Here is a 22,736-nt window from a genome sequence, read left to right as displayed (position 1 = left end):
AGTATCGCATAAAAATATTTATAAAATGAAGTCAAAAACTGTAGCAGAATTATTATCGCAAGATATAACCGTGAATGATGTAACCCTACAAGATGTTACTATTCAAGGTTGGGTAAGAACTTTTAGAGCGAATCGATTTATCGCTTTAAATGACGGTTCTACCATTAATAATATTCAATGTGTTGTCGATTTTGAAAATTTTGACGACGCTTTACTAAAACGCATCACTACAGGAGCTGCGATTAAGGTTAATGGCGAATTGGTAGAGAGCCAAGGGAAAGGCCAGTCTGTAGAATTGGTAGTGAAAACATTAGAAGTTTTAGGAGATTCAGATCCTGAAACTTATCCCATTCAACCAAAAAAACACTCATTCCAATTTTTAAGAGAGAATGCGCATTTACGTACTAGAACGAACACCTTTGGTGCGGTCATGCGATTACGCTCATCCTTATCCTTTGCTATTCATAAGTATTTTAATGAGAATGGCTTTTTCTATATGCATACTCCTATTATCACAGGAAGTGATGCTGAAGGTGCAGGTGAAATGTTTAGAGTGAGTTCTTTAGACCAAAAGAATCCGCCATTGACTGAAGATGGCAACATTGATTATAAAGAAGATTTCTTCGGAAAAGAAACTAATCTTACGGTTTCTGGTCAGCTTGAAGCTGAAACTTATGCGATGTCTTTAGGGAAGGTTTATACTTTTGGACCTACGTTTAGAGCAGAAAACTCCAACACTTCTCGCCATTTAGCAGAATTCTGGATGATTGAGCCTGAGGTGGCATTTATGGATTTAGCTGGAAACATGGACTTAGCCGAAGACTTTTTAAAGTATGTGTTAAGCTATGTTTTAGAAAACAATAAAGAAGATTTAGAGTTTTTAGATAAGCGTTTACTGGACGAAGAAAAAACTAAGCCACAAGCTGAGCGCAGTGCCATGGGCTTAATTGAAAAAATTAAGTTTGTTGTAGATAATAATTTTAAGCGTGTAAGCTATACGGAAGCTATCGATATATTAAAGAATTCTAAACCTAATAAGAAGAAGAAATTCAATTATATTATTGAAGAATGGGGCGCAGATTTACAGTCTGAGCACGAGCGTTTCTTAGTAGAGAAGCACTTTAAATGTCCAGTAATCTTATTTGATTATCCAGCAAATATCAAAGCATTTTATATGCGTTTGAATGAAGATGGTAAAACGGTAAGAGCTATGGATATCCTTTTCCCTGGTATTGGAGAAATGGTGGGTGGATCTCAGCGTGAAGAACGTTTAGATGTTTTAAAAGAAAAAATGAAAGCTTTAGATATCTCTGAAGAAGAATTATGGTGGTATTTAGACTTACGCAAATACGGAACTGCGGTTCACTCAGGATTTGGATTAGGGTTTGAACGTTTAGTGATGTTCGCTACAGGGATGAGCAATATTAGAGATGTGATTCCTTATCCTAGAACACCTCAGAATGCTGACTTTTAATTACTATATTTAAGCCTGTCGGGTATTATTACCTGATAGGTTTTTTTATTATTTTTATAATTATCTAAAAAATTATGTCTCTAAAGCAGTTTTTACAATTTAAGCTCTCACAAAAGCTTTCTCCGCAGCAGATTCAGCTTATGAAGTTGATTCAGTTGCCTACACAGGCCTTTGAACAACGTTTAAAGCAAGAGTTAGAGGAAAACCCTGCCTTGGATACTGGCAAAGAATCGGATGCGGTAGACGATAGTTATGACGAGTTTGATAATTCGGAAGATGATTATAACGACAATGAAAGCATTGACGCGGAAGACATTAATATTGATGAGTATTTAAGCGACGACGAAATTCCAGAATACCGAACTCAAGCTAATAATTACAGTGCCGATGATGAGGAGAAAACGGTACCTTATGCTGCCGGAACTTCTTTTACTCAGCATCTCATCAATCAATTAAACACATTTAGATTAACAGAACAAGAAGAAGAAATTGCCTATTTCTTAGTGGGCAGTGTTGATGAGAGTGGTTATATCCGTCGTTCTTTATCTGATATTACAGACGACTTAGCATTTACTCAAAATGTATATACCACAGAAGAAGAAGTTGAAAGCGTTCTCAAAATTGTACATCAGTTAGACCCTGCCGGTGTTGGTGCACGAAACTTACAAGAATGTTTAAGCATTCAGTTGCACCGAAAAGAGCAGCATCCCGATGTTGAAATGGCCACAGCTATTATAGATAAAGGTTTTGAGCAATTCACTAAAAAGCACTATAAAAAGTTGATGCAGAAATTCGGCATTGACGAAGAAGCTTTAAAAGATGCTATCGAGGAAATTGAGCGTTTAAATCCTAAACCTGGTGGTTCATATGCTGGAAATAACAAAATCGTAGAACATATAGTTCCCGATTTTGCGATTAGAATTGTGGATGGCGAATTGGAATTGACCCTAAACGGAAGAAATGCGCCTGAACTTCATGTGTCTCGTGAGTATAACAATATGCTTAAGGGCTATAAAGAGAGTAAAGAAAAGTCGAAAGCTCAGAAAGATGCGGTGATGTTTATTAAGCAGAAATTAGACGCCGCAAAATGGTTTATAGAGGCTGTTAGACAACGTCAACAAACGTTATTTGTAACCATGAGTGCTATTATGCATTACCAAAAAGAGTTCTTCTTAACTGGTGATGAGCGTAACTTACGACCGATGATTTTAAAGGATATCGCTGACGAAATTGAAATGGATGTTTCTACAGTATCTCGTGTAGCCAATAGTAAATATGTTGACACCCCTTACGGTACGAAATTAATCAAGGAGTTCTTTTCTGAATCCATGACAAACGATCAAGGTGAAGAGGTATCTACTCGAGAAATTAAAAAGATTCTTGAAACTGTTATAGAAGAAGAGGATAAAAAGAAACCGATGACGGACGAGGCCTTATCTAAAATCCTTAAGGAAAAAGGGTATCCCATTGCGAGACGTACTGTAGCAAAATACAGAGAACAATTAGATATTCCTGTAGCACGCTTAAGAAAGGAATTATAAGAGCTCTATTGGATGAAAGATTTTATTTTAAAAGCTATTTCTTATGTTTTTCATCCTATAATTATGCCCTTGTTGGGCGTCCTTTTTTATTTTTCTAAAACACCACGTTTTATACCGGAACATGTGGTTAAGGCAAAGATAATTTCTATAGTTATTCTAACGATTATCTTACCCATTCTCCTTTACTTTTTATTGAAGACCATCAATAGGGTTCAGACCATAGAATTAAAAAGCACCAAAGAGCGTTTAATTCCATTATTTATAAATGCGGTGATTACTTTATTGATTCTAATTAGAGTTCTTCCTCCTGATGAAATTATAGAATTATATTTCTTCTTTTTAGGAATTTTATGCTCAACGTTTGCCTGTTTTATTTTGGCCATGTTTAAGGTGAAAGCCAGTATTCATATGATTGGAGTTACGGGATTCTTCATGTTTGCCGTTGCTATAGGCTTACACTATCATATTAATATAAACGGAACCATTGCGTTAATGATGATCATTACAGGCGCTGTTGCCACCTCCCGTTTACATTTAAAAGCACATACCAATGAGGAGTTATTACTAGGTCTATTTACGGGCTTTATGCCGCAACTTATATTCTTAAATTATTGGTTATAAAATATAAAACATAAGTCCGATTTTTATGGATTTCATGTCAACCGATTTATTGTCCGATTGGGTTTTAGCATCGAAGATTGGATTTAACCCATAATACACGTGAAAGTTCCAGGTATTATAGCCCGCACTTAAAGTTAATCCATACTGAAAACGATTAAAACTATCGATATTAGACAGTCTCTGATTTCCCGCCTCACTTAGAAACTTAGTCGAATTATAAAACACATAACCCACTTTAAAACCGGTGTAAATGCGCCAGAAATTATAACTCGCGGCAGTAGATGTTCGCCATCTTATTTCCAAAGGCATTTCTAGGACATAAGTTGTAAACTTATTTTTAGATACATTATAATCACCTTCATCTATGATATGAAACTGTATATTTCGATCCGTCTCTTCTAACAACATATTCTTTTGATTGTACGAGTTGGCTGATAATCCTAGGCCCAATCCAATAGCAAAATCACGATCCTTATTTATTGGCATATCTCTAATAAACCCGAAGTGAAAGCCAGAAGAAAAGCCACTTTGAGTAACGTCATTAGGCTTTTCGCTTAAAAGATTATAGGTGACAGCAGCGTAGAATTGATCTTCTCTATAATTCTTATAAAGTTCTGATTTCTCGGTATCATCTTGTTGTGAAAAACCAAAAACCCCAGTGAGTGCCATTAAAAGGAAAACATAACTTTTCATATGGATAAAACTACAAAATCTTTAGATGTTAATTCATAAAAAAAACGTCCTGATTTCTCAGGACGTTTAGTATATAAAATTAAGAATTTTATTTTTACTCTGTTTTTACGTTTGCAATGTACATTACTTTCAATGCATTTGCTTTTCGTAATTCTTGTTTGATATCGGATACTAAACCTGCATTGGTCTTTTTATCAACTTTAAGACCGATGACCACTTTACTTTGTAATTCCTCATTCAATTCTGAAATCGCTTGTAATACTGATGGTTTAACATCTTCTACAGCTATAAAAGCATCATTGAATTGAATTCTTGGCTCAGTTCCAAATTGTTTATACTGACTACTTGGTTTACCTGCGAAGATAAAAACGGTTCTATCCTTTTTAAGTTTCTCCACTTGATCTGCGCTTGGCAAAATGTTTTCAATCATTAATGAACTGTCACGCATTACCGTTGCAACCATGAAAAAGAAAAGCAACATAAAAACAATATCCGGAAGTGATGCCGTTGAAATCGCTGGCAATTCACCTTTATCTTTCTTTCTAAATTTAGACATAATTGTTACTTTTAATTTTTATCAGGTTCTGCTTCAGACAATTTCATTGGGAATAATTTCTTAACGGTTTCAATACGTTCGTTAAGAACCTCATCCTTACTAAACTGATTTTTCTCTTTTTCCTCAAGCATTGTAGCATAAACGAATTCTGCATCTGGATAATACTTTTTGTATAATCTTGACGCTTCACGTTCTCTTAAATAATTATAGGCTGCAACCAACTCGTTTTGTACTTCAATGTACTTTTCATAAGTGGTTTCCCTATCGTGTTTCATTGAGATAATTGCCTTATCAGGGTGATCGGATGAATCATCTAATCGTTTTCCTTGACAATAATCACAAGTTTCACCAGCTTGGTTTTCGCCACCTCCATTATCTAAGAACTCAATTGCTGCTTGTCTTAAATCCTTAAGTTCCATTTGCTCGTCTTCAACTAACAATTGGTTGTTACGGTTTATTAGCACAGTAAATAGGTTCTTTTGTCTAATAATCGGTGGTTCAACTTCTGTATCATCAATAGGTGGCAAACTTCTTAATAGTCCTTTATCCTTTTCAATAGTTGTTGTTACCAAGAAGAAGATAAGTAATAAGAAGGCAATGTCAGCCATTGATCCTGCATTTACTTCGGGTGCTGCTCTCTTTGCCATATTATATTATTTACTAATTACTTTTTTAACTCCTGAGAATACCATGGTTATAGCTGCAACAGCCAATAGTATATAGAAGGCAATCAATCCAGCTCCTACTAAATGTGACTCCCCTTCGGTAGCCATAACATCACCATTTTTGTAAGCCATTGCATCTCCTCCAGAAATTACATAAGCAATAACAAGAACTGCTACAAAAGCACCAACTCCGATTAAAGTATTTTTTAGGGTAGCTGTATTTGTAAAAAGGTTTTTAATAACAAAAACTAATACAAATGCAATAACCAATCCTAATATAATATAGGCAGTGTAAGCCATAGGCTCAAACAGACCTGCTTTTTCGCCAGTTTCCATCGCTTCATCTCCAGCACTTAGAATTCTCACAAGAGAAATGATGCCAAATAAGCTTAGAAGAGCGGCTAATATTTTGAATATTTTGTGCATAATTAATTTTTATTTTTTGTGTCTTACTAATAAATCCATCAAAGTGATTGATGCATCTTCCATATCATTTACAATGCTATCAATTTTAGCAATGATATAGTTGTAAAAAATTTGAAGTATAATCGCTACGATAAGACCAAATACTGTTGTTAAAAGTGCTACTTTAATACCACCTGCTACTAAAGAAGGTTGCATATCACCAGCTGCTTCAATTTTATCAAAGGCTTGAATCATACCAATTACCGTACCCATGAACCCAAGCATTGGTGCTAAAGCGATGAATAAAGAAATCCAAGAAACATTCTTTTCTAATTGTCCCATTTGAACACCTCCATAAGCCACTACAGCTTTTTCAGCAGCATCAATGTCTTCGTCTGCTCTGTCTAAACCTTGATAGAATATAGAAGCCACAGGTCCTTTTGTATTTCTACAAACTTCCTTAGCCGCTTCGATACCACCAGAATTTAGTGCATCCTCTACATTTTGAGTTAATTTTTTAGTGTTTGTAGTCGAAAGGTTTAAAAAGATAATTCTCTCAATAGCAATCGCTAACCCAAGAATTAAACATAGTAGTACAATACCCATAAAGCCTGGACCACCTTCGATAAAACGCTTTTTTAATTCTTGGTGAAAGCTCAAGTCTTCAGAAGCAGCGTCTACGTCTTGAGTTACACTTGTTACTGTTGCTGTTGTAGTAGCTAACGTCGTTGCATTAGCATTAACAGTTCCGATAGCCATTAAACATGTTATGGCAAGGATAGAAAATAGTCTTTTCATTGTTCTTAATCTTAATTTTATTAGTTAAAGTGTTAAAGATAAAAAAATTTATGTAAATCAAGCGTAAAATATCAGCAGAGAGGAAGGGATTCGAACCCTCGATACCCTTTTGGAGTATACACACTTTCCAGGCGTGCGCCTTCGACCACTCGGCCACCTCTCTATTAATTTTAACCCAAAATTACAGTAGGGCAAATAACGAAAAAATCTTCAAACACTAAAATTTATAATGTTATTTTCTGTTATTTTTAGGACATTTCCCCTCTAAGGGAGGTTTCAAAGTAAAACTGAAAATCTTTTGCTTGAACCTTTTCACCCAAAAGATACATCATTTTTGCGACTGCAGCTTCTGTAGTGATGTCTTTTCCAGATATTACCCCCATATTTTTTAATTCTGAACTTGTTTCATACTTCCCCATATTTACGCTTCCGCCTGCGCATTGGGTGACATTTACAATATGAAGACCTCTCTTAATAGCGTCTTCAATTAATTTTAAAAACCAAGGTTCAGTTGATGCGTTTCCAGACCCATAAGTTTCTAGTATAAGCCCTTTAATGAGTTTAGATGTAAAAATGGCTTCACAGATAGGTTTCGATATTCCTGGAAATAACTTTAATAAACCAACACTAGTGTCCATTGCCGTACGAACTACCAAGGACGTCTCTGGCTTTGGCTTCCATAAATTTTCGGTATGCACGTTTAAATGTACACCAGACTCGGCTAGGTAAGGATAGTTTAGTGACTCAAAAGCTTCAAAATGTTCGGCGTTTAACTTGGTCGTTCTATTTCCTCTGTAAAGTTTATATTCAAAATACAACCCTACTTCTCTAATTACTGGCAGTCCTTCTATATGCAGCGCTGCCATTTGTATGGAGGTTATTAAGTTCTCTTTAGCGTCTGTTCTTAAATCGCCAATAGGTAATTGCGACCCTGATAAGATCACAGGCTTTGCTAAGTTTTCTAGCATAAAACTTAAAGCCGAAGCCGTATAACTCATGGTATCACTACCATGTAACACCACAAATCCATCGAAATCTAAATAATGTTCCTCAATTATTTTAACGATATCGGCCCAGTACTTTGGGTTCATATCCGAAGAATCGATAGGCTCTACAAAAGACACCGTTTCGATATTACAATCTAAAAGTCGTAATTCTGGAATCTTATCCAGCAAACTATCAAAATCAAAGGCTTTAAGCGCACCTGTATCGGCGTCTTTAATCATACCGATGGTTCCGCCTGTATAGATTAATAAGATGTTAGGTTGTTTTGTCATTTATATTCCGAATATAGCTTTTGAATTTTCAGTGGTAATGGAAGCAATTTCTTCCTGACTTAGGCCATAAAGTTCCGATAATTTTTCCAATACCCTAGTAATATAAGCACTTTCATTTCGCTTCCCTCTATATGGTGTTGGTGATAAATAAGGCGAATCGGTTTCTAAAACGATGTGTTTCAAATCTATCTGATTTAAAAACTGGTCTATTTTACCATTCTTAAAGGTTACTACACCACCTATTCCCAATTTCATATTATAAGAAATAGCTTGTTTCGCTTGCTCTAAAGTTCCTGTGAAACAATGAAAAATGCCGTATAAGTCATCGGATTTCTCTTCCTCCAATACTTGAAAAATTTCATCGAAAGCCTCTCTACAATGGATTACAATAGGTAACTTATATTGTTTGGCTAAATTAATTTGATGTCTGAAGGCTTCAATTTGAATGCCTAAAGTCGATTTATCCCAATAAAGGTCAATCCCAATTTCACCTACCGCAATAAACTTTCTCGCCGCTAAAAATTCTTCAACATGAGCTAATTCTTCTTTATAATTTTCTTTTACAGAAGTGGGGTGCAATCCCATCATTAGAAATACATGTTTGGGAAAATCTTTTTCAAGCTGAAGCATAGATGAAGTGTATGTTGAATCTATAGCTGGAATAAAGAATCGTGTTACCTTAGCATCAATGGCACGTTGGATCATTTCCGCACGATCTTCAGCAAAAGCATCACTATATAAATGGGTGTGTGTATCTGTAATTATCATTTTGCAAAAGTAAAAAAGTCATTTTGGTTATAATGACATTCCTTGGAGTATTTGTTTATGAAGTACACTCAAGGTTTATTGGTTTATAATCCTGTACAAAAACAAGACCTTACTAGTTTGAAATCAGTATTACTTCTTTCAATGTACTTCGTATAATAGTGTAAGACCCTACTTTACTCAAGCTTTTTTAATAAGTCTTGGGCGCGCTTATAATCCTCCGCCTCCTTAGGTATGGTTTTTAAAGTTTCTATACAGGCCAATTTATTTTCTTGTTTTAAATAACTTAAGGCTAAAATCCATTTCGCTTTGTGCTTGTATGCCGAATTTCCTTGTGATAGTTTTTTGAGTAAATCATCAGCCTCTTCAAATTGATTGGTTTCAACTAAGGCGATACCTTTATAAAGTTGAATTTCTAAATTTGAAAAATCTTCTTCTAAAATACTGTTGAAAGCTACAAGAGCTTCTTCATAATTTTTGGCATTAAAACTCTGTTCCGCCTGATTAAAAATAGCGTTATCTGAACTTCTAACAGTTAAACTAATAGGTTCAAAATTGTTATAGTCCTTATAAGTAGGTGTATTGAATTGGTTAAAAACGAAAATACCTAATAATAAAATGACTGAAGCTGCAATAGCGTATTTATAAAAGTTCGATTTCCCTGATTCGTCCGTTGTCGTACCAATTGGATCGTCTATCTTGTTAAAATACTGGTTAGAAATTACATCTAAATTGGCTTTAAAATCTGCAGACTCTTGTTCGTTTGTGATATTGTGTTCTAAATGAGACGATAAGTCTCGGTACATCTTAAAGGCTTTTTGGAACTGCTCATCTGTATTTAACCGTTCATTGAAAGCGTTTAATTCGTCTGCCGACAAATCTCCTGAGAGATAAGCTTCAAACATTATGTAATCTTGGTCTTCCATTGGTCTAATAATTAAGTTGGTTAAATTTTGGTGATGCTTTTACTAATTTGGTCAGCTGTCCAATACAAAGTGATTTCTTCTTACGCGCATAGGCATAACTAATATCCAGACTTTTTGCCACCTCTTCCATCGATTTAATTTTGAACGTGGCTTTGAGTAATTCTTTACAAGCTTCACCTAATTGTTGAAACATCTCGTTAAATAAGGCTTCTTTGTTTTCAAATACTGTTGATTCAAAAGATAAAACCTGTGCATCTTCTTCCTTAGATAAGATTTCCTCGTTAATTGTTACCTCCTTTGTATTAGCTTTCTTTAATTGGTTGAGCCATTTTCGTTTGCAGAGCAAGAAAAAATAAGCATCAAAGGGACAAGTGAGTTGTAGTTGTTTTTGTTTGGCCTGGTTATATATGGTAATTATTGTTTCCTGAATAACATCTTGAGCGTCATAAACATCTCCACTATTCTGTTTTATATAGTTAATCACCTTAGGCGCAAACTTATCATAGATGGTTTGAATAATAAAGGTATTGTTTTCAGCTAGTCCATCTATATACTTCTGATCCTCGTGTAAAATTTTATCGCTCATGAACCCTTTATTTTCAACGAATTTAAAAAATCTTTATAGAATGAGGGTAACAAATTCTAAGGTGTTTTGATATAAGGGTGTAACAGTGAAAACAAACTGAATCAATAATGCTTAAAATCAATATTATGAAAACAACAAAATTCTTTAAAAACAGAACAATGACTACATCGTTATTAAGTAAAACTTCGCGAAATGTTATTGGTGTTATTGCCATGACCGCTATATTATTTACGAATTGCGAATCGAATGATGATGCCACTCATGAAGGTTTCGTTGAAACACCTCCTACAGCTCAGGAATTTGAAAACATAAGAGCAATTGCCCTAGATAACCATACCCAAATATTTAATTTTAATGCTGATGATGGCTATATTACATTAACATCAGAAAAAGGTGTGGACATCCAAATCAATGCTAATTGCCTTAGCCATAATGGGAATCCTGTATCTGGAGATGTCACCTTAGAATATGTCGAAATTTTCGAAAAAGGGAACATGCTAACCACCAATAAGCCAACTATGGGACGCTTACCTGATGGAGGCAAAGCTTTACTAATTACTGGTGGAGAATTCTATTTAGAAGCCCGTCAAAATGGAAACATATTAGAAACCACCTGTGGCTATCAATTAGTCGTGCCTTCTGATTTAACTAATGGTCCTGACCAAGGCATGACGCTTTGGAATGGCGTTATTGATGATAATGGAAACCTTACTTGGGATGAAATAGTGGACGATGCTGCTGGTGGTGGACTTTTTATGGAAGATACAAGCTATTATGTTTTGGCAGAAGGTTTTGGTTGGACAAACATCGATAGATTTTATAGCGATCCAAGACCTAAAACACAATTACAAGTGCAACCTCCAATTGGTTATAACGATGAAAATAGTGATGTTTATTTATCTTATGATGGTGAACGACCAGCCTTAGCTCAGTTAGACACTTTTGACGATAGCCTGAATGTGTTTAGTGAACACTATGGACAAATCCCGATTGGCTTAGAGTGTCACCTCATATTTGTCACAGAATCTAATGGTCAATGGAGATACGCCATTAAACCTGTAACGATAGTCGCGAACGATATCATTACATTCGATATAGAGGAAACTATAGTAGGTACTGAAGAATCCTTAATTGATTTATTAAATGAATTGCCTTAAATCTAAATATCCTGCTTAGTTGAGAAAAGTCAGAAATTAAGTTTTCTGACTTTTTATTATTTCTATTTATCGACATCAAGTAAGAATTATACTATGCTTAGAATTAAATTCTTAAATTTAATCACGCAAAACTATCGGAAATGAAACCTACAATCTCAATTATATTAGCCTTAAGCTTTTCAATTATTAGTATTGCTCAACAAAAGATCCCCCCTGACAGCACAGATCGGACTGCAAATATTAACTATAAACAAGTAGGGCAACAAGTAGAATTTAAAGCCGATGCCCCTGAGTTAAATCAAATTGCTGGAGCGCCCAAAGCCTTTTACACTAATTTTTGGGAATTTGGAGATGGTACATTTAGCAAGGAAAAAGAACCTAAAAAGACCTATAACAAAAACGGATCATATACGGTAAGATTATGGGCCACTAATAATTACGATACAGGCAAACCTCCTCAAACACGTCCTAAAAAAATTACTATCAATAACGCTAAAGACGACTATAATGAGCAAGCCTCCATGGATGATGTTATGAACCTTCAACGCAATAGAGAGCCCATGCCTGAAGAAGACATTGTTGTGGTATTTAGCTATAAAAACACCAAAGATTATACAACCAACGGAAAGTTGTATTTATTTTATAATGAGGAGAAATATAACGCAGACAATTTCGAAAGTATCGAAACCCGACCGTATCATAATGAAAAAGACATATCTAGTGAAGCTATAGTATATTCTTCAAGATTTGATTCTGATGTTTATTATGCTTCCGCTGAAGACGATTTGCTATCATTTGCAACCCAACCTCAAGACAGCACAGTACGTAGAAACCTTCCTTTAACTTTAGACGAGGCAAAATTAAAATTTCGAAATTCCAGTCAGTTAAGCTTTGATCAAATGCAACCTAATGAGGAGCGTCATGTCTTTTACACCTTAAAAACTTCTAAAGAAATGTTGAAAGACACCTCGGCGATAATTAAAGTTAGAGGTGTTTATGTGCCTGATAGTAATTACGACAATCACCATGTAAAAGATATGGAAATGGAGATTGTTACTTCTCACGACCCAAACAAAATGTCGACAAACGCAACTTTTCTTAATTATAGGTTAGTTCGACATAAACGTCCAAAGTTTAAGATTAAATTTCAGAATAATGGCGAAGGTCCTGCGAGAACTATTCGATTAGAAACGGATATTCCTGATATGTTTGATAAATCTTCTATTGAGGTTTTAGACCTGTACCCGAAGGTAAAAATCTGTCCGAAATACGATGTCGCATACAGTTGTTTGGACACTACATATACCTCTAAACAAGCGATATTCACCTTTAAGAATATATACTTACCAGGAAGTGAACAAAAGAATGTGAAAGTTTACGACTCTACTAAAGGCTTTGTTAAGTATCAAATTAAGTTTGCCGATGATTTTCATAAGAAGAAAACCAAATCCCGTACTGCCATTATCTTTGATAAAAACGAACCTATCATTACTAATTATTCGACTACTCGATTTCTACCGGGAATATCTATTGGAGTAAAAGCTGGCTATAATTCGTTTGCTGATCTAAATAATTCCGAAAGTTACTTTTTAGGTGCTACCATTTCACCTTATAAATCTTATCGTTGGTATTGGCAAGTGGAACTTTTAAATAGTTTTCACAACTTTGATGGTGAGACATCAATTAAAGAAGAGTTTGTTCAACATGCTGCAGGATTTGAGTATTTTCAACGCAGCACTACCACTAGCCGTTACTCTAATATCGATTGGGAAGTTCCTGCATTAATACGTTATAATGTAAACAATTATATAGGTTTAGGTGCTGGTGTTTTAGGAACCATTTCTGTAAATGAAAAACAAAAGCAATCTGTTTATATAGAGCAGTTTGAAGGCCAAGGCTCTGATGCCCCCGTCTTTAACACGATTACAAGTGATGACGAATTATCCAAATCATTTACCAATTTCAGAACAGGATTTTTAGTAGAGACCACAGTGGGTTTTGCTCGAATTGGGCCAAGTCTCGGCGTACGATACGTGTTTAATTTCAAGGAGCATTATGACTATTTGCAACTTTACGCCATTTGGAAATTCTAAAACCTATCTCACCACATATGAAAAAAGGATTTCTTTTACTGTTTGTTTTTGTCTTTAGCACTAGCCTATCTCAAAACCTTGAAGAGTCTATATATGTCGCTACGGAATCCTTTCAACAACACCAAAACCTTGAAGGTTTAGAGACTTTGAATGTAAAAATTTCTCAATTTGAATCTCAACTAAACACGAAAGACGACTATTATGCTTTTATTAATTTACTCGTTAACAAAGCTTATTACCTCTCTAAAATTAATCGGCAAACCGAAGCAATAAAAACCTACGAAAAAGCATATCAACTTTATATAAATCATGAGATTACTTCCTATGATATTGTGGAGTATGGACTTATTCCTCTTGGTATTCTTTACCACAAGACCAACTCTTATATAAAAGCTGAACAGATGATTAGGTATTATATTCAGCTTGCCGAAAAATACAATAACCATGCACAGCAAATTTCTGGTTATATCAATCTTGCAAAGCTTTATCAATCGCTATACAAGCATAAACAAGTCATTGAAATCGCTAATAAGGGTCTTCAGATTAACGGCTTAAAGAAATATCAAGAGCGAAGACTGAATTCTATAAAAAGAAAAAGCGAACGTCTTATAGAAATTAATCAGAATCACTTCTTATTAGAAAATGATCTCGTTGGACCACGATTTGACATAGGGAAAATTGAGCAGCATGAGATAAACTATGAAGTGGCTTTAAAAAAAGGTGATTACGATAAAGCCTATTCGTATTTAAACCGTTTGAAAAACTTAAAAATCAATCCACTAACCTCTGCAAGAAATAGGGCGAAATTTAGTTTTCAAGAAGCACAATTACACTTTCTAAGAAATGAGAATGATAAAGCCATCGTGAAGTTAAAAAACAGCTTAGCTTCCTTATTACCCAATTTTGAAACTACTAAAATCCCTACCACAGAAGATTTATATCCTGAAAACACCTTTATAGATATTTTTGATTTGTGGGCAGAAATAGAAAGCAATCCTGAAAAGGCATTGCATTATTATGATTTAAGTTTTTATGTAACACAAAAGTTTGCGCAAGAGAATACAGATCAAGAGAGCTATATTTTAAGTGCTAGTATTAATAAAGATCGAAGCGAAAAATGTATTTCATTACTTTATGATTTGTATCAGGTAAAAGGCAAGAGTGCCTATGCAAAGCGCGCTTTTGCCTATGCCGAATTGAATAAAGCCATAGCTTTAAAATGGCACAGTTCTAAGAAGCAGCTTTTAGAAGAACATCCTAATGACAGCCTACTTATTGAAGAACAACATTTGTTGAAGCAGCAACAACATTATACTAACAAACTTCTTAACCGACCTATAAATAGAGCTCAGTTAATAGAACGTGATAGTTTACAGTTGCAGCTTATTAGGACAGGTTTAGTGTTGAAACAATTACAGGACTCTATTCAAAAAAAATATAATTTAGCCAATCTGAACACTCTAAATACTGAGCGTTTAAGAGCTAAATTAGAAAAAGACCAGGCTTGTTTAGTGGAATATTTTAGTGGTAAAAATGGTTTATATCAATTTGTGTTTTCACCACTACATATCGATTTTCAACATATTGAATTATCGAATTCAATGCAAACGAAGATTTCGAAATTCATCAATTATTTCGAAAAAGCATCAACTATAAATAATAATATCACGGCGTTTACGGAGGATGCGTTTCACTTATATGAAGCATTAAAGCTCCAATCTATTTCGCCCTATAAAAATACCATTATTGTTGCTGATGGGCTGCTCAACTTTATTCCATTCGAAAGTTTATTAACACAATCGACCTCCACTTCAAACTATTCTGAAATGCCATTTATGGTTCAATCACATCGTATTGTTTACCATACTAGCGCTTTGTTTTATACACAATCAAAGCCTTATCGTTTTAAGGATTCAGCTTTAGGTGTATTTCCGGTATTTGACAATACCAATTTAAAACTGAAGTACTCCTTAGATGAAGCGGATCGTATAGACGATGAGATCCAGACCGAGTTTTTGATGTATGAGGCCGCGACCAAACAAGGTGTTTTAGAGCGCGCCAAAGACTATAGTATTTTGCACCTATCTACTCATGCCAATAGTGGTGACTTTAAGATAGCGGCGAATATCGATTTTATAGATTCAAAATTATATCTGCAAGACTTATATCAACTCGATTTAAAAAATGATTTAGTCGTTTTAAGCGCCTGTGAAACTGGCGTTGGTATGCTTCAAAAAGGAGAAGGCTCTATGAGTTTGGCTCGTGGTTTTAAATACGCCGGTGTACCTAATATGGTAGTGTCATTATGGAAAATCAATGATTTGTCCACATCACAACTTATGTCAAGTTTCTATAGAGAACTTCGAAAAACCGAGTCGGCATTTGTCGCCAATCAAAATTCTAAGTTAGCCTATTTAAAACATCCTGATATTTCTAATATTAAAAAATCGCCCTATTATTGGAGTGCATTTGTTTATTTTGGCGACCTAACACCTGCCAAATCTTCACCTTCAATCCCTATTTTAATTTATTGTATTATTGGCTTGATTGTTGGCTTATTAATTTGGATACTAATTACAAAAAGAAAAACATGGAAACCCTAAAAGACTTCCTTACCCATAAAGGCTATTCTAAAGTGAAACTCAAATTCACAAAAACCAATCACTTTGAAATCAAAGCAAGCATTAACGGCGTAAAAGGTCGATTTATTTTAGATACAGGCGCATCGAATAGCTGTGTAGGATTTGAGGCTATTGAGCACTTTAATCTCAAAGTTAAAGACTCAGAAATTAAAGCGGTAGGCGCTGGAGCTTCAGATATGTTGACTCAAATTTCGAAGTCTAACCATGTAAAAATTGGGAAATGGAAAAAACAACGTGTGCCCTTAATTTTATTTAATTTATCACATGTTAATAATGGACTTATCAATCACAACGCCGAACCTGTAGATGGCATTCTTGGTGCCGACCTATTAAGGAAAGGAAAAGCCATCATAGATTATGAGAAAAAATATTTATATTTAAAATTATAATAACATACTTAATGTTTAAGATTCTTCTTACCCCTTTACCTTAATTAGCTACGAAATAGTCTATATGAATCCCACCATTATTATTGCAGACGATCACCCTCTTGTACTTAAAGGCTTACATGACTTTTTAACAGAGAAAAAATTCAACGTTATAGCTAGTGCAAAAAACGGTAAAGAAGCTTTAACTTTAATTAAAGCACACACACCAGCCATTGCTATTCTAGATATTAAAATGCCTTTTTTTTCAGGTCTTGAAATTGCGGCAAAATGTAAGGAAGAAGGTATACCTACGAAAATTGTGTTGATCACTTTTGAAAAGGATGAAAAGATTTATAATGAAGCCAAGTCATTGGGTGTCTATGGGTATGTATTAAAAGAATTTGCTTTAGTAGAAATTGAAAATTGTATTTCAGCATTAAATAACGGCAAGAGTTATTTTAGCCCTGAGCTTGTATCGTTTATTAAGGTGAACAAAACACCTGAGAAATTGACAACTTTAACTGCTTCCGAAACGAAGATTCTAAAACTTATAGGAGAAAATAAAACGGCTACAGAAATCGCGGACGAGTTATTTATTTCAGTACGAACTGTAGAAAAGCACAAAAGTAATATTAGAGCTAAACTCTCAATAGACTCAAAACCAACCAGTTTATACCTATTTGCCAAAGAAAGTTTAGAATTTCTTTAATATACGTAGTTCTACGTATAGCAACATATTAATATTTTTCTGACCTTTACACTGTTATTAATTAAGGGTTAATAACGAGCTATTAGTTAGTTCTTAGGGGATTACTAAGCCTTAGACTTTTCGTCTAAGGCTTTTTTTATATCCTAAGCTCTCAAAAATACGTAGTACTACGTATTGAAATGCCCCTTGATAATTCGCAACTTTACATCAGCTATTAATCAACTCCAAGTTAAAAACTATAAAGCTCCAAAATGAAATTCAAATTGGAGCTTTTAAAAAAATTATTTTATGGAAGTAATGAAAGAGAATACCTCAAAAACAGATAAAACGTTTATGATTTTAATAATCATAAGTTCAATAATCGTAATATCAGCCAATATTGCTGTTAATTACTTAAGTTAATTTTAGTTAGTTTCTTCAACATTTAGTTAGAGGTAGAAAAGCGCAATTTCATTGAATTTGCGCTCTTTTATTTATCGCTGTAAAATCGCTTAAACAGTCGTACTATTAAGAGGTTTCAACACTTCTTACACGCTCAACCTTATCCTTTTTAGATAGTGACAAACGAACAATACTGTTTTCATTAGCTAATAAATCATGTGGGATATCTCCTTCCAAAGCAATCAGTCCTCCAGTTTTAAGTTGGTGCTTGATGCCATTAACCCCAAAAACTATTTCTCCTTTAAACACCTCAACTACGATAGGATAAGGTGTTTTATGCTCTTTCATTATTTGACCTTTTTTGAAGGCAATTCTAATTTCTTTAGAATTTTCTGTTTCTAAAAGAACGTTTATAGCTGGTTTTGATTCATTGTAAACCAGGTCTTCAGCAAGTGATGCAAGTTTCATAATCTAAATTTTAGTAACTATTTGATTCTAATTTATACATGAACATTTCGGCCATTCTGGCTGATCTCCATTTTGCTTCTTCAGCAACCTCTCCTTCGAAGTGTTTATCTATAGTCGTATAGAAATGATATATCCAACGATCGAAATGTTCAGGAGAAATTGGCAATTTTCGATGCGGCATAAAAGGCGCCCCTTTATAAGACATTTCTTGTAAGAGCACTGTAGACCAAAACTTGTACATCGTCTCTAAATGCGTAGGCCAATTATCCTGGATGACACGATTAAAAATCGGGCCTAAAAGCTCATCTTCTCGCACGGCCGAGTAGAATGTATCTACCATAAACTCTACGTCCTTCCTATTTGTTATATCTTTCATTATTAAACTATTGTTCTAAATATATAAGACAAATTTAATCCAATTTTAGTAATAGGACAAATTTATCCTATATTAGTTTTGTTTTAGATTTTATTTAATATGGCATTAACAACTCCCCTTATAATCCACTTATTTCGACTTAATTCTAGTTCATAAAAAAAGCGCAATCTTATAGAGATTGCGCTTTTAAATATGACGATTTAAAACTTATAGTTCTAAAGCTTTCTTGATATCATTATCCATCAATAATTCTTCTGGGCTTTCTAGAGCTTCTTTAACTGACACTAAGAAACCAACAGATTCTTTACCATCAATGATTCTGTGATCATAAGATAAAGCCACATACATCATTGGGTGAATTTCAACTTTTCCATCTACAGCGATTGGACGCTGAATAATATTGTGCATTCCTAAGATACCACTTTGAGGAGGGTTGATAATTGGTGTAGACAACATACTTCCGAATACACCACCATTAGAAATCGTGAATGTACCACCAGTCATTTCATCTACTGTGATTTTACCATCTCTTGCTCTTAACGCTAATCTCTTTACTTCAGATTCAACACCTCTAAAGGTTAGGTTTTCAGCATTTCTAATTACAGGTACCATTAATCCTTTTGGCCCTGATACAGCAATACTCACATCTACGAAATCGTAAGATATCATTTCCTTACCATCAATCATAGAATTCACAGCTGGATACATTTTTAACGCTCTAACAACCGCTAAAGTAAAGAAACTCATGAATCCAAGACCTACACCATGTTTTGCCTTAAATTCTTCTTTGTATTGATTACGTAGATTAAATATAGGCGTCATGTTTACCTCATTGAATGTGGTTAGCATTGCTGTGGTATTTTTAGCCTCTACTAAACGCTCTGCTACTTTACGACGTAACATTGACATTTTACTACGAGATGTTCCTCTGTTTCCACCGGTTGGCGTTCCCATTGAAGGTACTGCTTTTACAGCATCTTCTTTAGTGATTCTACCGTCTTTACCTGTTCCCGAAATTGAATTGGCGTCGATTCCTTTTTCAGCTAAAACTTTCTTAGCTGCTGGACTAGCCGTACCAGTAGCATAAGTTTTAGACTCAGCTGCAGCAGGCTTTGATGCTTCCTGTTTAGGCGCTTCTTCTTTCTTTTCAACTTTTGCAGGTGCTTCGCCACCCTCAGGTTTTGCAGCACTTGTGTCAATTAAACATACAACAGCTCCAACGGCAACAGCATCACCTTCTTCAGCTTTAAGTGTAATAGTTCCACTAGCTTCAGCTGGCAACTCTAAAGTTGCTTTATCACTGTCTACTTCTGCAATGGCTTGATCCTTTTCTACATAATCTCCGTCTTGCACTAACCACTCTGCAATTTCCACCTCAGTAATTGATTCGCCTGGTGAAGGCACTTTCATTTCTAAAATCATGCTTGTTCGTTTTATTAAGCTCTAATTTGAGTTGTATTAATTAACTTTCTTTATCTCTGGTTGTTTTTGCTTTTGTCAAAAACGTAATCTATAACTTCTTTATGTCTAATCTTAGAACGCACAGAGCTTCCTGCTGCTGGTGCACCATAAGGTCTTCTAGATGCGACTCTAAATTGTTTTACTTCATCGATATGCATTAACATATGACTATAAGCGCCCATGTTTCTTGGTTCTTCTTGAGCCCATACGATGTCGTCTGCATTCTTATACTTCTTAAGAATCGCTCTAATTTGTTCGATTGGTAATGGGAATAATTGTTCTATTCTTACCAAGGCCACATCATCTCTTCCTAACTTTTCTTGTTCCTCTAATAAATCGTAATAGAATTTACCGGTCATGAAAACTAAGGTTTTCACCTTATCTACGTTTGCATTGGCATCATCGATTAACATTTGGAAACTACCATTTGCAAATTCCTCCACAGTAGACACTACTTTTGGATGACGTAACAAACTCTTCGGTGTAAATACGATAAGAGGTTTTCTGTAATCTGCTTTTATTTGTCTACGTAATAAATGGAACATGTTAGCTGGAGTCGTACAGTCGGCCACAAACATATTATCTTTAGCACAAAGCTGTAAATAACGCTCCATTCGAGCCGATGAATGCTCAGCTCCTTGACCTTCATAGCCATGTGGTAAAAGCATGACCAATCCGTTTTGGATTTTCCATTTATCTTCTGCTGCAGAGATATATTGATCTAACATAATTTGGGCGCCATTACTAAAGTCACCAAATTGCGCTTCCCATATAGTTAATGTCTTTGGACTAGCCATTGCATAACCATAATCAAAACCAACAACACCATACTCAGAAAGTAAGGAGTTATATATAAAGAAACGACCTTGCTTATCGCTTAACTTATTAAGTAAGATAATTTCTTCTTCGCTATCTTCTACTTTGACAACAGCATGACGGTGAGAGAACGTACCACGTTCCACATCCTGACCAGAAATACGAACATCTCCCCCTTCTAATAGAATAGATCCATACGCTAAATGTTCTGCCATCGCCCAATCTAATCGATTTTCATCGAACATAGTTTGTCTAGACTCAATTAACCTTTGAATTTTTCTAATAAACTTCTTATCGCTAGGAAGTGTAGAAATATTTTTAGTAATTTCTTTTAAGGTTTCTGCAGGATAGGTCGTATCCACAGGCTGCATCATTTTATCTTCTTCAGCCGTTGAAAGATTACCCCATTCATTTTGCATAAATGGTGTAATTTCTGTTTTTGTTTCCTTACGAGAATCTTCCAGTTTTTCTTCTAACTGATCCTTGTATTCTTTTTCAATCTTAGCTACAAAACCGTCATCAATTACACCTTCTGCTAACAAACGTTCAGCATAGATATTTCTTGGATTTTTATGTTTTGAAATCGCTTTATATAATAATGGTTGCGTGAATTTTGGTTCATCACCTTCATTATGTCCATATTTTCTATACCCAAGCATATCAATAAAGACATCACGATTAAATTTCATTCTAAAATGTAAAGCAAATAAGGTAGCGTGTACCACGGCTTCAACATCGTCTGCATTCACATGTAATACAGGTGACAATGTTACTTTTGCTATATCTGTACAATAAGTACTAGAACGTGCATCTAAATAGTTAGTTGTAAAACCGATTTGGTTATTCACTACGATATGAATAGTTCCGCCGGTTTTATACCCGTCTAGTTGCGCCATTTGCACCACTTCATATACTAAACCTTGACCTGCAATCGCCGCATCTCCATGTACCACAATTGGCAGTACTTGTGATGGGTTATCACGATATTTATCGTCTTGTTTTGCTCTAGTAATCCCTTCTACTACCGCACCTACTGTTTCTAAATGCGAAGGGTTTGGAGCAATATTTAAGTTTATTTTTTTACCACTATCCGTCACACGATCGCTCGTCCAACCTAGGTGATATTTTACGTCGCCATCAAAGACTTCTTGCTCATAATCTTTTCCATCAAACTCACTAAAGATGTCTTTCGCCGATTTTCCGAAAATGTTGGTCAATGTACTTAAACGACCACGATGTGCCATTCCCATTACAAATTCCTTGACATCATAGCCAGACGCATGTTCAATCAATGCATCTAAGGCTGGAATTAAAGCCTCACCTCCTTCAAGAGAGAATCTCTTTTGCCCAACATATTTCGTATGTAAGAACGTTTCGAAAGAGACGGCTTGGTTTAATTTTCTTAAGATGTTTTTCTTTTCATCTACTGAAAATTTCGGATGATTATCATTGACGTTAAGCTTATTTTGAATCCACTGAATTTCTTCAGGTTTTCTAATATACATGTATTCTACACCAATAGACGAACAATAAATAGTTTCTAGATGGTCTATAATACTTTGTAGTGTTGCCGAAGATCCTAATCCTAAAACTTCACCTGCTGAGAATGTAGTTTGCAAATCGCTCTGAGACAATCCGAAGTTTTCAATTTCAAGAGTTGGCGCGTATTTGCGTCTTGCTCTAACAGGGTTTGTTTTTGTAAACAAATGCCCTCTGTTTCTATACCCATCAATGAGTTTTAGAACTTGAAATTCTTTTTGAAGTTGCTCTGGTATTACTGCAGAAACACCTTCTGAAATTTCTTCATCTTGACCGTAGCTTTCAGATCCAAAATCATACCCTTGAAAAAAGGCGCGCCAGCTTGGCTCTACAGAATCGGGATTTTTTAGGTATTGGTCGTATAAATCAGCAAAATATGCTGTATGTGCCGCGTTGAGAAAGGAATATTTATCCATTTT

Annotated in this window: 21 protein-coding genes and 1 tRNA gene; 8 read left to right on the top strand and 14 right to left on the bottom strand. The window is 35.0% G+C overall.

What is annotated here, in order from left to right:
• The first annotated feature begins 25 nt into the window (after positions 1-25).
• The 3 genes from asnS (at position 26) to DFQ11_RS04955 (ending at position 3,636) form a co-directional block, all read left to right on the top strand.
• Positions 26-1,474 carry an asparagine--tRNA ligase gene (gene asnS / locus DFQ11_RS04965; protein ID WP_110474721.1) on the top strand — a complete coding sequence of 483 codons (1,449 nt, stop codon included), beginning with the start codon at positions 26-28 and terminating at the stop codon, positions 1,472-1,474.
• A 74-nt stretch (positions 1,475-1,548) separates the two neighbouring features.
• Complete coding sequence (gene rpoN, locus DFQ11_RS04960; protein ID WP_110474720.1) at positions 1,549-3,015, top strand: RNA polymerase factor sigma-54; 1,467 nt, start codon at positions 1,549-1,551, stop codon at positions 3,013-3,015.
• A 12-nt stretch (positions 3,016-3,027) separates the two neighbouring features.
• A complete protein-coding gene (locus DFQ11_RS04955) occupies positions 3,028-3,636 on the top strand; it encodes a hypothetical protein (protein WP_110474719.1) in 609 nt (202 codons plus the stop codon).
• Here DFQ11_RS04955 and DFQ11_RS04950 read toward each other — a convergent pair.
• The 10 genes from DFQ11_RS04950 to DFQ11_RS04905 form a co-directional block, all read right to left on the bottom strand.
• Positions 3,631-4,329, bottom strand: coding sequence for a porin family protein (locus DFQ11_RS04950; RefSeq protein ID WP_110474718.1), 699 nt, complete (start codon positions 4,327-4,329; stop codon positions 3,631-3,633). The genes DFQ11_RS04955 and DFQ11_RS04950 overlap by 6 nt on opposite strands.
• Before the next feature lie 94 nt (positions 4,330-4,423).
• Positions 4,424-4,885 carry an ExbD/TolR family protein gene (locus DFQ11_RS04945; RefSeq protein WP_110474717.1) on the bottom strand — a complete coding sequence of 154 codons (462 nt, stop codon included), beginning with the start codon at positions 4,883-4,885 and terminating at the stop codon, positions 4,424-4,426.
• Between the two features lie 11 nt (positions 4,886-4,896).
• Positions 4,897-5,532 (bottom strand): ExbD/TolR family protein, encoded by a 636-nt coding sequence (locus DFQ11_RS04940; protein WP_110474716.1) that lies wholly within the window; start codon positions 5,530-5,532, stop codon positions 4,897-4,899.
• Positions 5,533-5,538: 6 nt separating this feature from the next.
• Positions 5,539-5,976, bottom strand: coding sequence for a hypothetical protein (locus DFQ11_RS04935; protein WP_110474715.1), 438 nt, complete (start codon positions 5,974-5,976; stop codon positions 5,539-5,541).
• Positions 5,977-5,985: 9 nt separating this feature from the next.
• Entirely contained in the window at positions 5,986-6,753 is a 768-nt protein-coding gene (locus DFQ11_RS04930; RefSeq protein ID WP_110474714.1) for a MotA/TolQ/ExbB proton channel family protein, read from the bottom strand.
• Positions 6,754-6,828: 75 nt separating this feature from the next.
• Positions 6,829-6,916: transfer RNA gene (locus DFQ11_RS04925), tRNA-Ser, on the bottom strand.
• Between the two features lie 85 nt (positions 6,917-7,001).
• Entirely contained in the window at positions 7,002-8,030 is a 1,029-nt protein-coding gene (locus DFQ11_RS04920; RefSeq protein ID WP_110474713.1) for an asparaginase, read from the bottom strand.
• Positions 8,031-8,798: a TatD family hydrolase gene (locus DFQ11_RS04915; protein ID WP_110474712.1), complete on the bottom strand. Its 768-nt coding sequence runs from the start codon at positions 8,796-8,798 to the stop codon at positions 8,031-8,033.
• Between the two features lie 173 nt (positions 8,799-8,971).
• Entirely contained in the window at positions 8,972-9,721 is a 750-nt protein-coding gene (locus DFQ11_RS04910) for a tetratricopeptide repeat protein (protein ID WP_110474711.1), read from the bottom strand.
• A 4-nt stretch (positions 9,722-9,725) separates the two neighbouring features.
• Complete coding sequence (locus tag DFQ11_RS04905) at positions 9,726-10,307, bottom strand: RNA polymerase sigma factor (RefSeq protein WP_110474710.1); 582 nt, start codon at positions 10,305-10,307, stop codon at positions 9,726-9,728.
• A 125-nt stretch (positions 10,308-10,432) separates the two neighbouring features.
• On the opposite strand from DFQ11_RS04905, the gene DFQ11_RS04900 reads away from it, so the two are divergent.
• The 5 genes from DFQ11_RS04900 (at position 10,433) to DFQ11_RS04880 (ending at position 17,276) form a co-directional block, all read left to right on the top strand.
• Positions 10,433-11,464, top strand: coding sequence for a hypothetical protein (locus DFQ11_RS04900; protein ID WP_229791240.1), 1,032 nt, complete (start codon positions 10,433-10,435; stop codon positions 11,462-11,464).
• 140 nt (positions 11,465-11,604) lie between these two features.
• Positions 11,605-13,557, top strand: a complete 1,953-nt coding sequence (locus DFQ11_RS04895) for a PKD domain-containing protein (RefSeq protein ID WP_110474708.1) — start codon at positions 11,605-11,607, stop codon at positions 13,555-13,557.
• A 17-nt stretch (positions 13,558-13,574) separates the two neighbouring features.
• Positions 13,575-16,160 (top strand): CHAT domain-containing protein, encoded by a 2,586-nt coding sequence (locus DFQ11_RS04890; RefSeq protein WP_146221500.1) that lies wholly within the window; start codon positions 13,575-13,577, stop codon positions 16,158-16,160.
• Positions 16,148-16,588 (top strand): retropepsin-like aspartic protease, encoded by a 441-nt coding sequence (locus tag DFQ11_RS04885; RefSeq protein WP_110474706.1) that lies wholly within the window; start codon positions 16,148-16,150, stop codon positions 16,586-16,588. The genes DFQ11_RS04890 and DFQ11_RS04885 overlap by 13 nt, the downstream gene beginning before the upstream one ends.
• A 64-nt stretch (positions 16,589-16,652) precedes the next feature.
• On the top strand, positions 16,653-17,276 hold the full coding sequence (locus DFQ11_RS04880; protein WP_110474705.1) for a response regulator transcription factor: 624 nt from the start codon (positions 16,653-16,655) through the stop codon (positions 17,274-17,276).
• 507 nt (positions 17,277-17,783) lie between these two features.
• Here the strand turns inward: DFQ11_RS04880 and DFQ11_RS04875 are convergent.
• The 4 genes from DFQ11_RS04875 to DFQ11_RS04860 form a co-directional block, all read right to left on the bottom strand.
• A complete protein-coding gene (locus DFQ11_RS04875) occupies positions 17,784-18,125 on the bottom strand; it encodes a cupin domain-containing protein (protein ID WP_110474704.1) in 342 nt (113 codons plus the stop codon).
• Positions 18,126-18,135: 10 nt separating this feature from the next.
• Complete coding sequence (locus DFQ11_RS04870) at positions 18,136-18,501, bottom strand: group III truncated hemoglobin (protein WP_110474703.1); 366 nt, start codon at positions 18,499-18,501, stop codon at positions 18,136-18,138.
• A gap of 207 nt (positions 18,502-18,708) precedes the next feature.
• Positions 18,709-19,923, bottom strand: coding sequence for a 2-oxoglutarate dehydrogenase complex dihydrolipoyllysine-residue succinyltransferase (gene odhB / locus DFQ11_RS04865; protein WP_110474702.1), 1,215 nt, complete (start codon positions 19,921-19,923; stop codon positions 18,709-18,711).
• A 50-nt stretch (positions 19,924-19,973) separates the two neighbouring features.
• A complete protein-coding gene (locus DFQ11_RS04860; protein ID WP_110474701.1) occupies positions 19,974-22,733 on the bottom strand; it encodes a 2-oxoglutarate dehydrogenase E1 component in 2,760 nt (919 codons plus the stop codon).
• Between the last annotated feature and the right edge of the window lie 3 nt (positions 22,734-22,736).

The sequence above is a fragment of the Winogradskyella epiphytica genome, assembly GCF_003217215.1.
Lineage (GTDB): Bacteria > Bacteroidota > Bacteroidia > Flavobacteriales > Flavobacteriaceae > Winogradskyella > Winogradskyella epiphytica.
Note: the sequence above shows the minus strand (reverse complement) of the source record. Positions and strands in the feature narration are given on the sequence as shown.

Coding starts and splice junctions, on each gene's coding strand:
- DFQ11_RS04905 (WP_110474710.1), bottom strand. CDS start 10,307: ATGAGCGATAAAATTTTACACGAGGATCAGAAGTATATAGATGGACTA.
- DFQ11_RS04895 (WP_110474708.1), top strand. CDS start 11,605: ATGAAACCTACAATCTCAATTATATTAGCCTTAAGCTTTTCAATTATT.
- DFQ11_RS04920 (WP_110474713.1), bottom strand. CDS start 8,030: ATGACAAAACAACCTAACATCTTATTAATCTATACAGGCGGAACCATC.
- DFQ11_RS04940 (WP_110474716.1), bottom strand. CDS start 5,532: ATGGCAAAGAGAGCAGCACCCGAAGTAAATGCAGGATCAATGGCTGAC.
- DFQ11_RS04950 (WP_110474718.1), bottom strand. CDS start 4,329: ATGAAAAGTTATGTTTTCCTTTTAATGGCACTCACTGGGGTTTTTGGT.
- DFQ11_RS04875 (WP_110474704.1), bottom strand. CDS start 18,125: ATGAAACTTGCATCACTTGCTGAAGACCTGGTTTACAATGAATCAAAA.
- DFQ11_RS04900 (WP_229791240.1), top strand. CDS start 10,433: ATGAAAACAACAAAATTCTTTAAAAACAGAACAATGACTACATCGTTA.
- odhB (WP_110474702.1), bottom strand. CDS start 19,923: ATGATTTTAGAAATGAAAGTGCCTTCACCAGGCGAATCAATTACTGAG.
- DFQ11_RS04955 (WP_110474719.1), top strand. CDS start 3,028: ATGAAAGATTTTATTTTAAAAGCTATTTCTTATGTTTTTCATCCTATA.
- DFQ11_RS04885 (WP_110474706.1), top strand. CDS start 16,148: ATGGAAACCCTAAAAGACTTCCTTACCCATAAAGGCTATTCTAAAGTG.
- asnS (WP_110474721.1), top strand. CDS start 26: ATGAAGTCAAAAACTGTAGCAGAATTATTATCGCAAGATATAACCGTG.
- DFQ11_RS04860 (WP_110474701.1), bottom strand. CDS start 22,733: ATGGATAAATATTCCTTTCTCAACGCGGCACATACAGCATATTTTGCT.
- DFQ11_RS04880 (WP_110474705.1), top strand. CDS start 16,653: ATGAATCCCACCATTATTATTGCAGACGATCACCCTCTTGTACTTAAA.
- DFQ11_RS04915 (WP_110474712.1), bottom strand. CDS start 8,798: ATGATAATTACAGATACACACACCCATTTATATAGTGATGCTTTTGCT.
- DFQ11_RS04935 (WP_110474715.1), bottom strand. CDS start 5,976: ATGCACAAAATATTCAAAATATTAGCCGCTCTTCTAAGCTTATTTGGC.
- DFQ11_RS04930 (WP_110474714.1), bottom strand. CDS start 6,753: ATGAAAAGACTATTTTCTATCCTTGCCATAACATGTTTAATGGCTATC.
- DFQ11_RS04945 (WP_110474717.1), bottom strand. CDS start 4,885: ATGTCTAAATTTAGAAAGAAAGATAAAGGTGAATTGCCAGCGATTTCA.
- DFQ11_RS04890 (WP_146221500.1), top strand. CDS start 13,575: ATGAAAAAAGGATTTCTTTTACTGTTTGTTTTTGTCTTTAGCACTAGC.
- DFQ11_RS04870 (WP_110474703.1), bottom strand. CDS start 18,501: ATGAAAGATATAACAAATAGGAAGGACGTAGAGTTTATGGTAGATACA.
- rpoN (WP_110474720.1), top strand. CDS start 1,549: ATGTCTCTAAAGCAGTTTTTACAATTTAAGCTCTCACAAAAGCTTTCT.
- DFQ11_RS04910 (WP_110474711.1), bottom strand. CDS start 9,721: ATGGAAGACCAAGATTACATAATGTTTGAAGCTTATCTCTCAGGAGAT.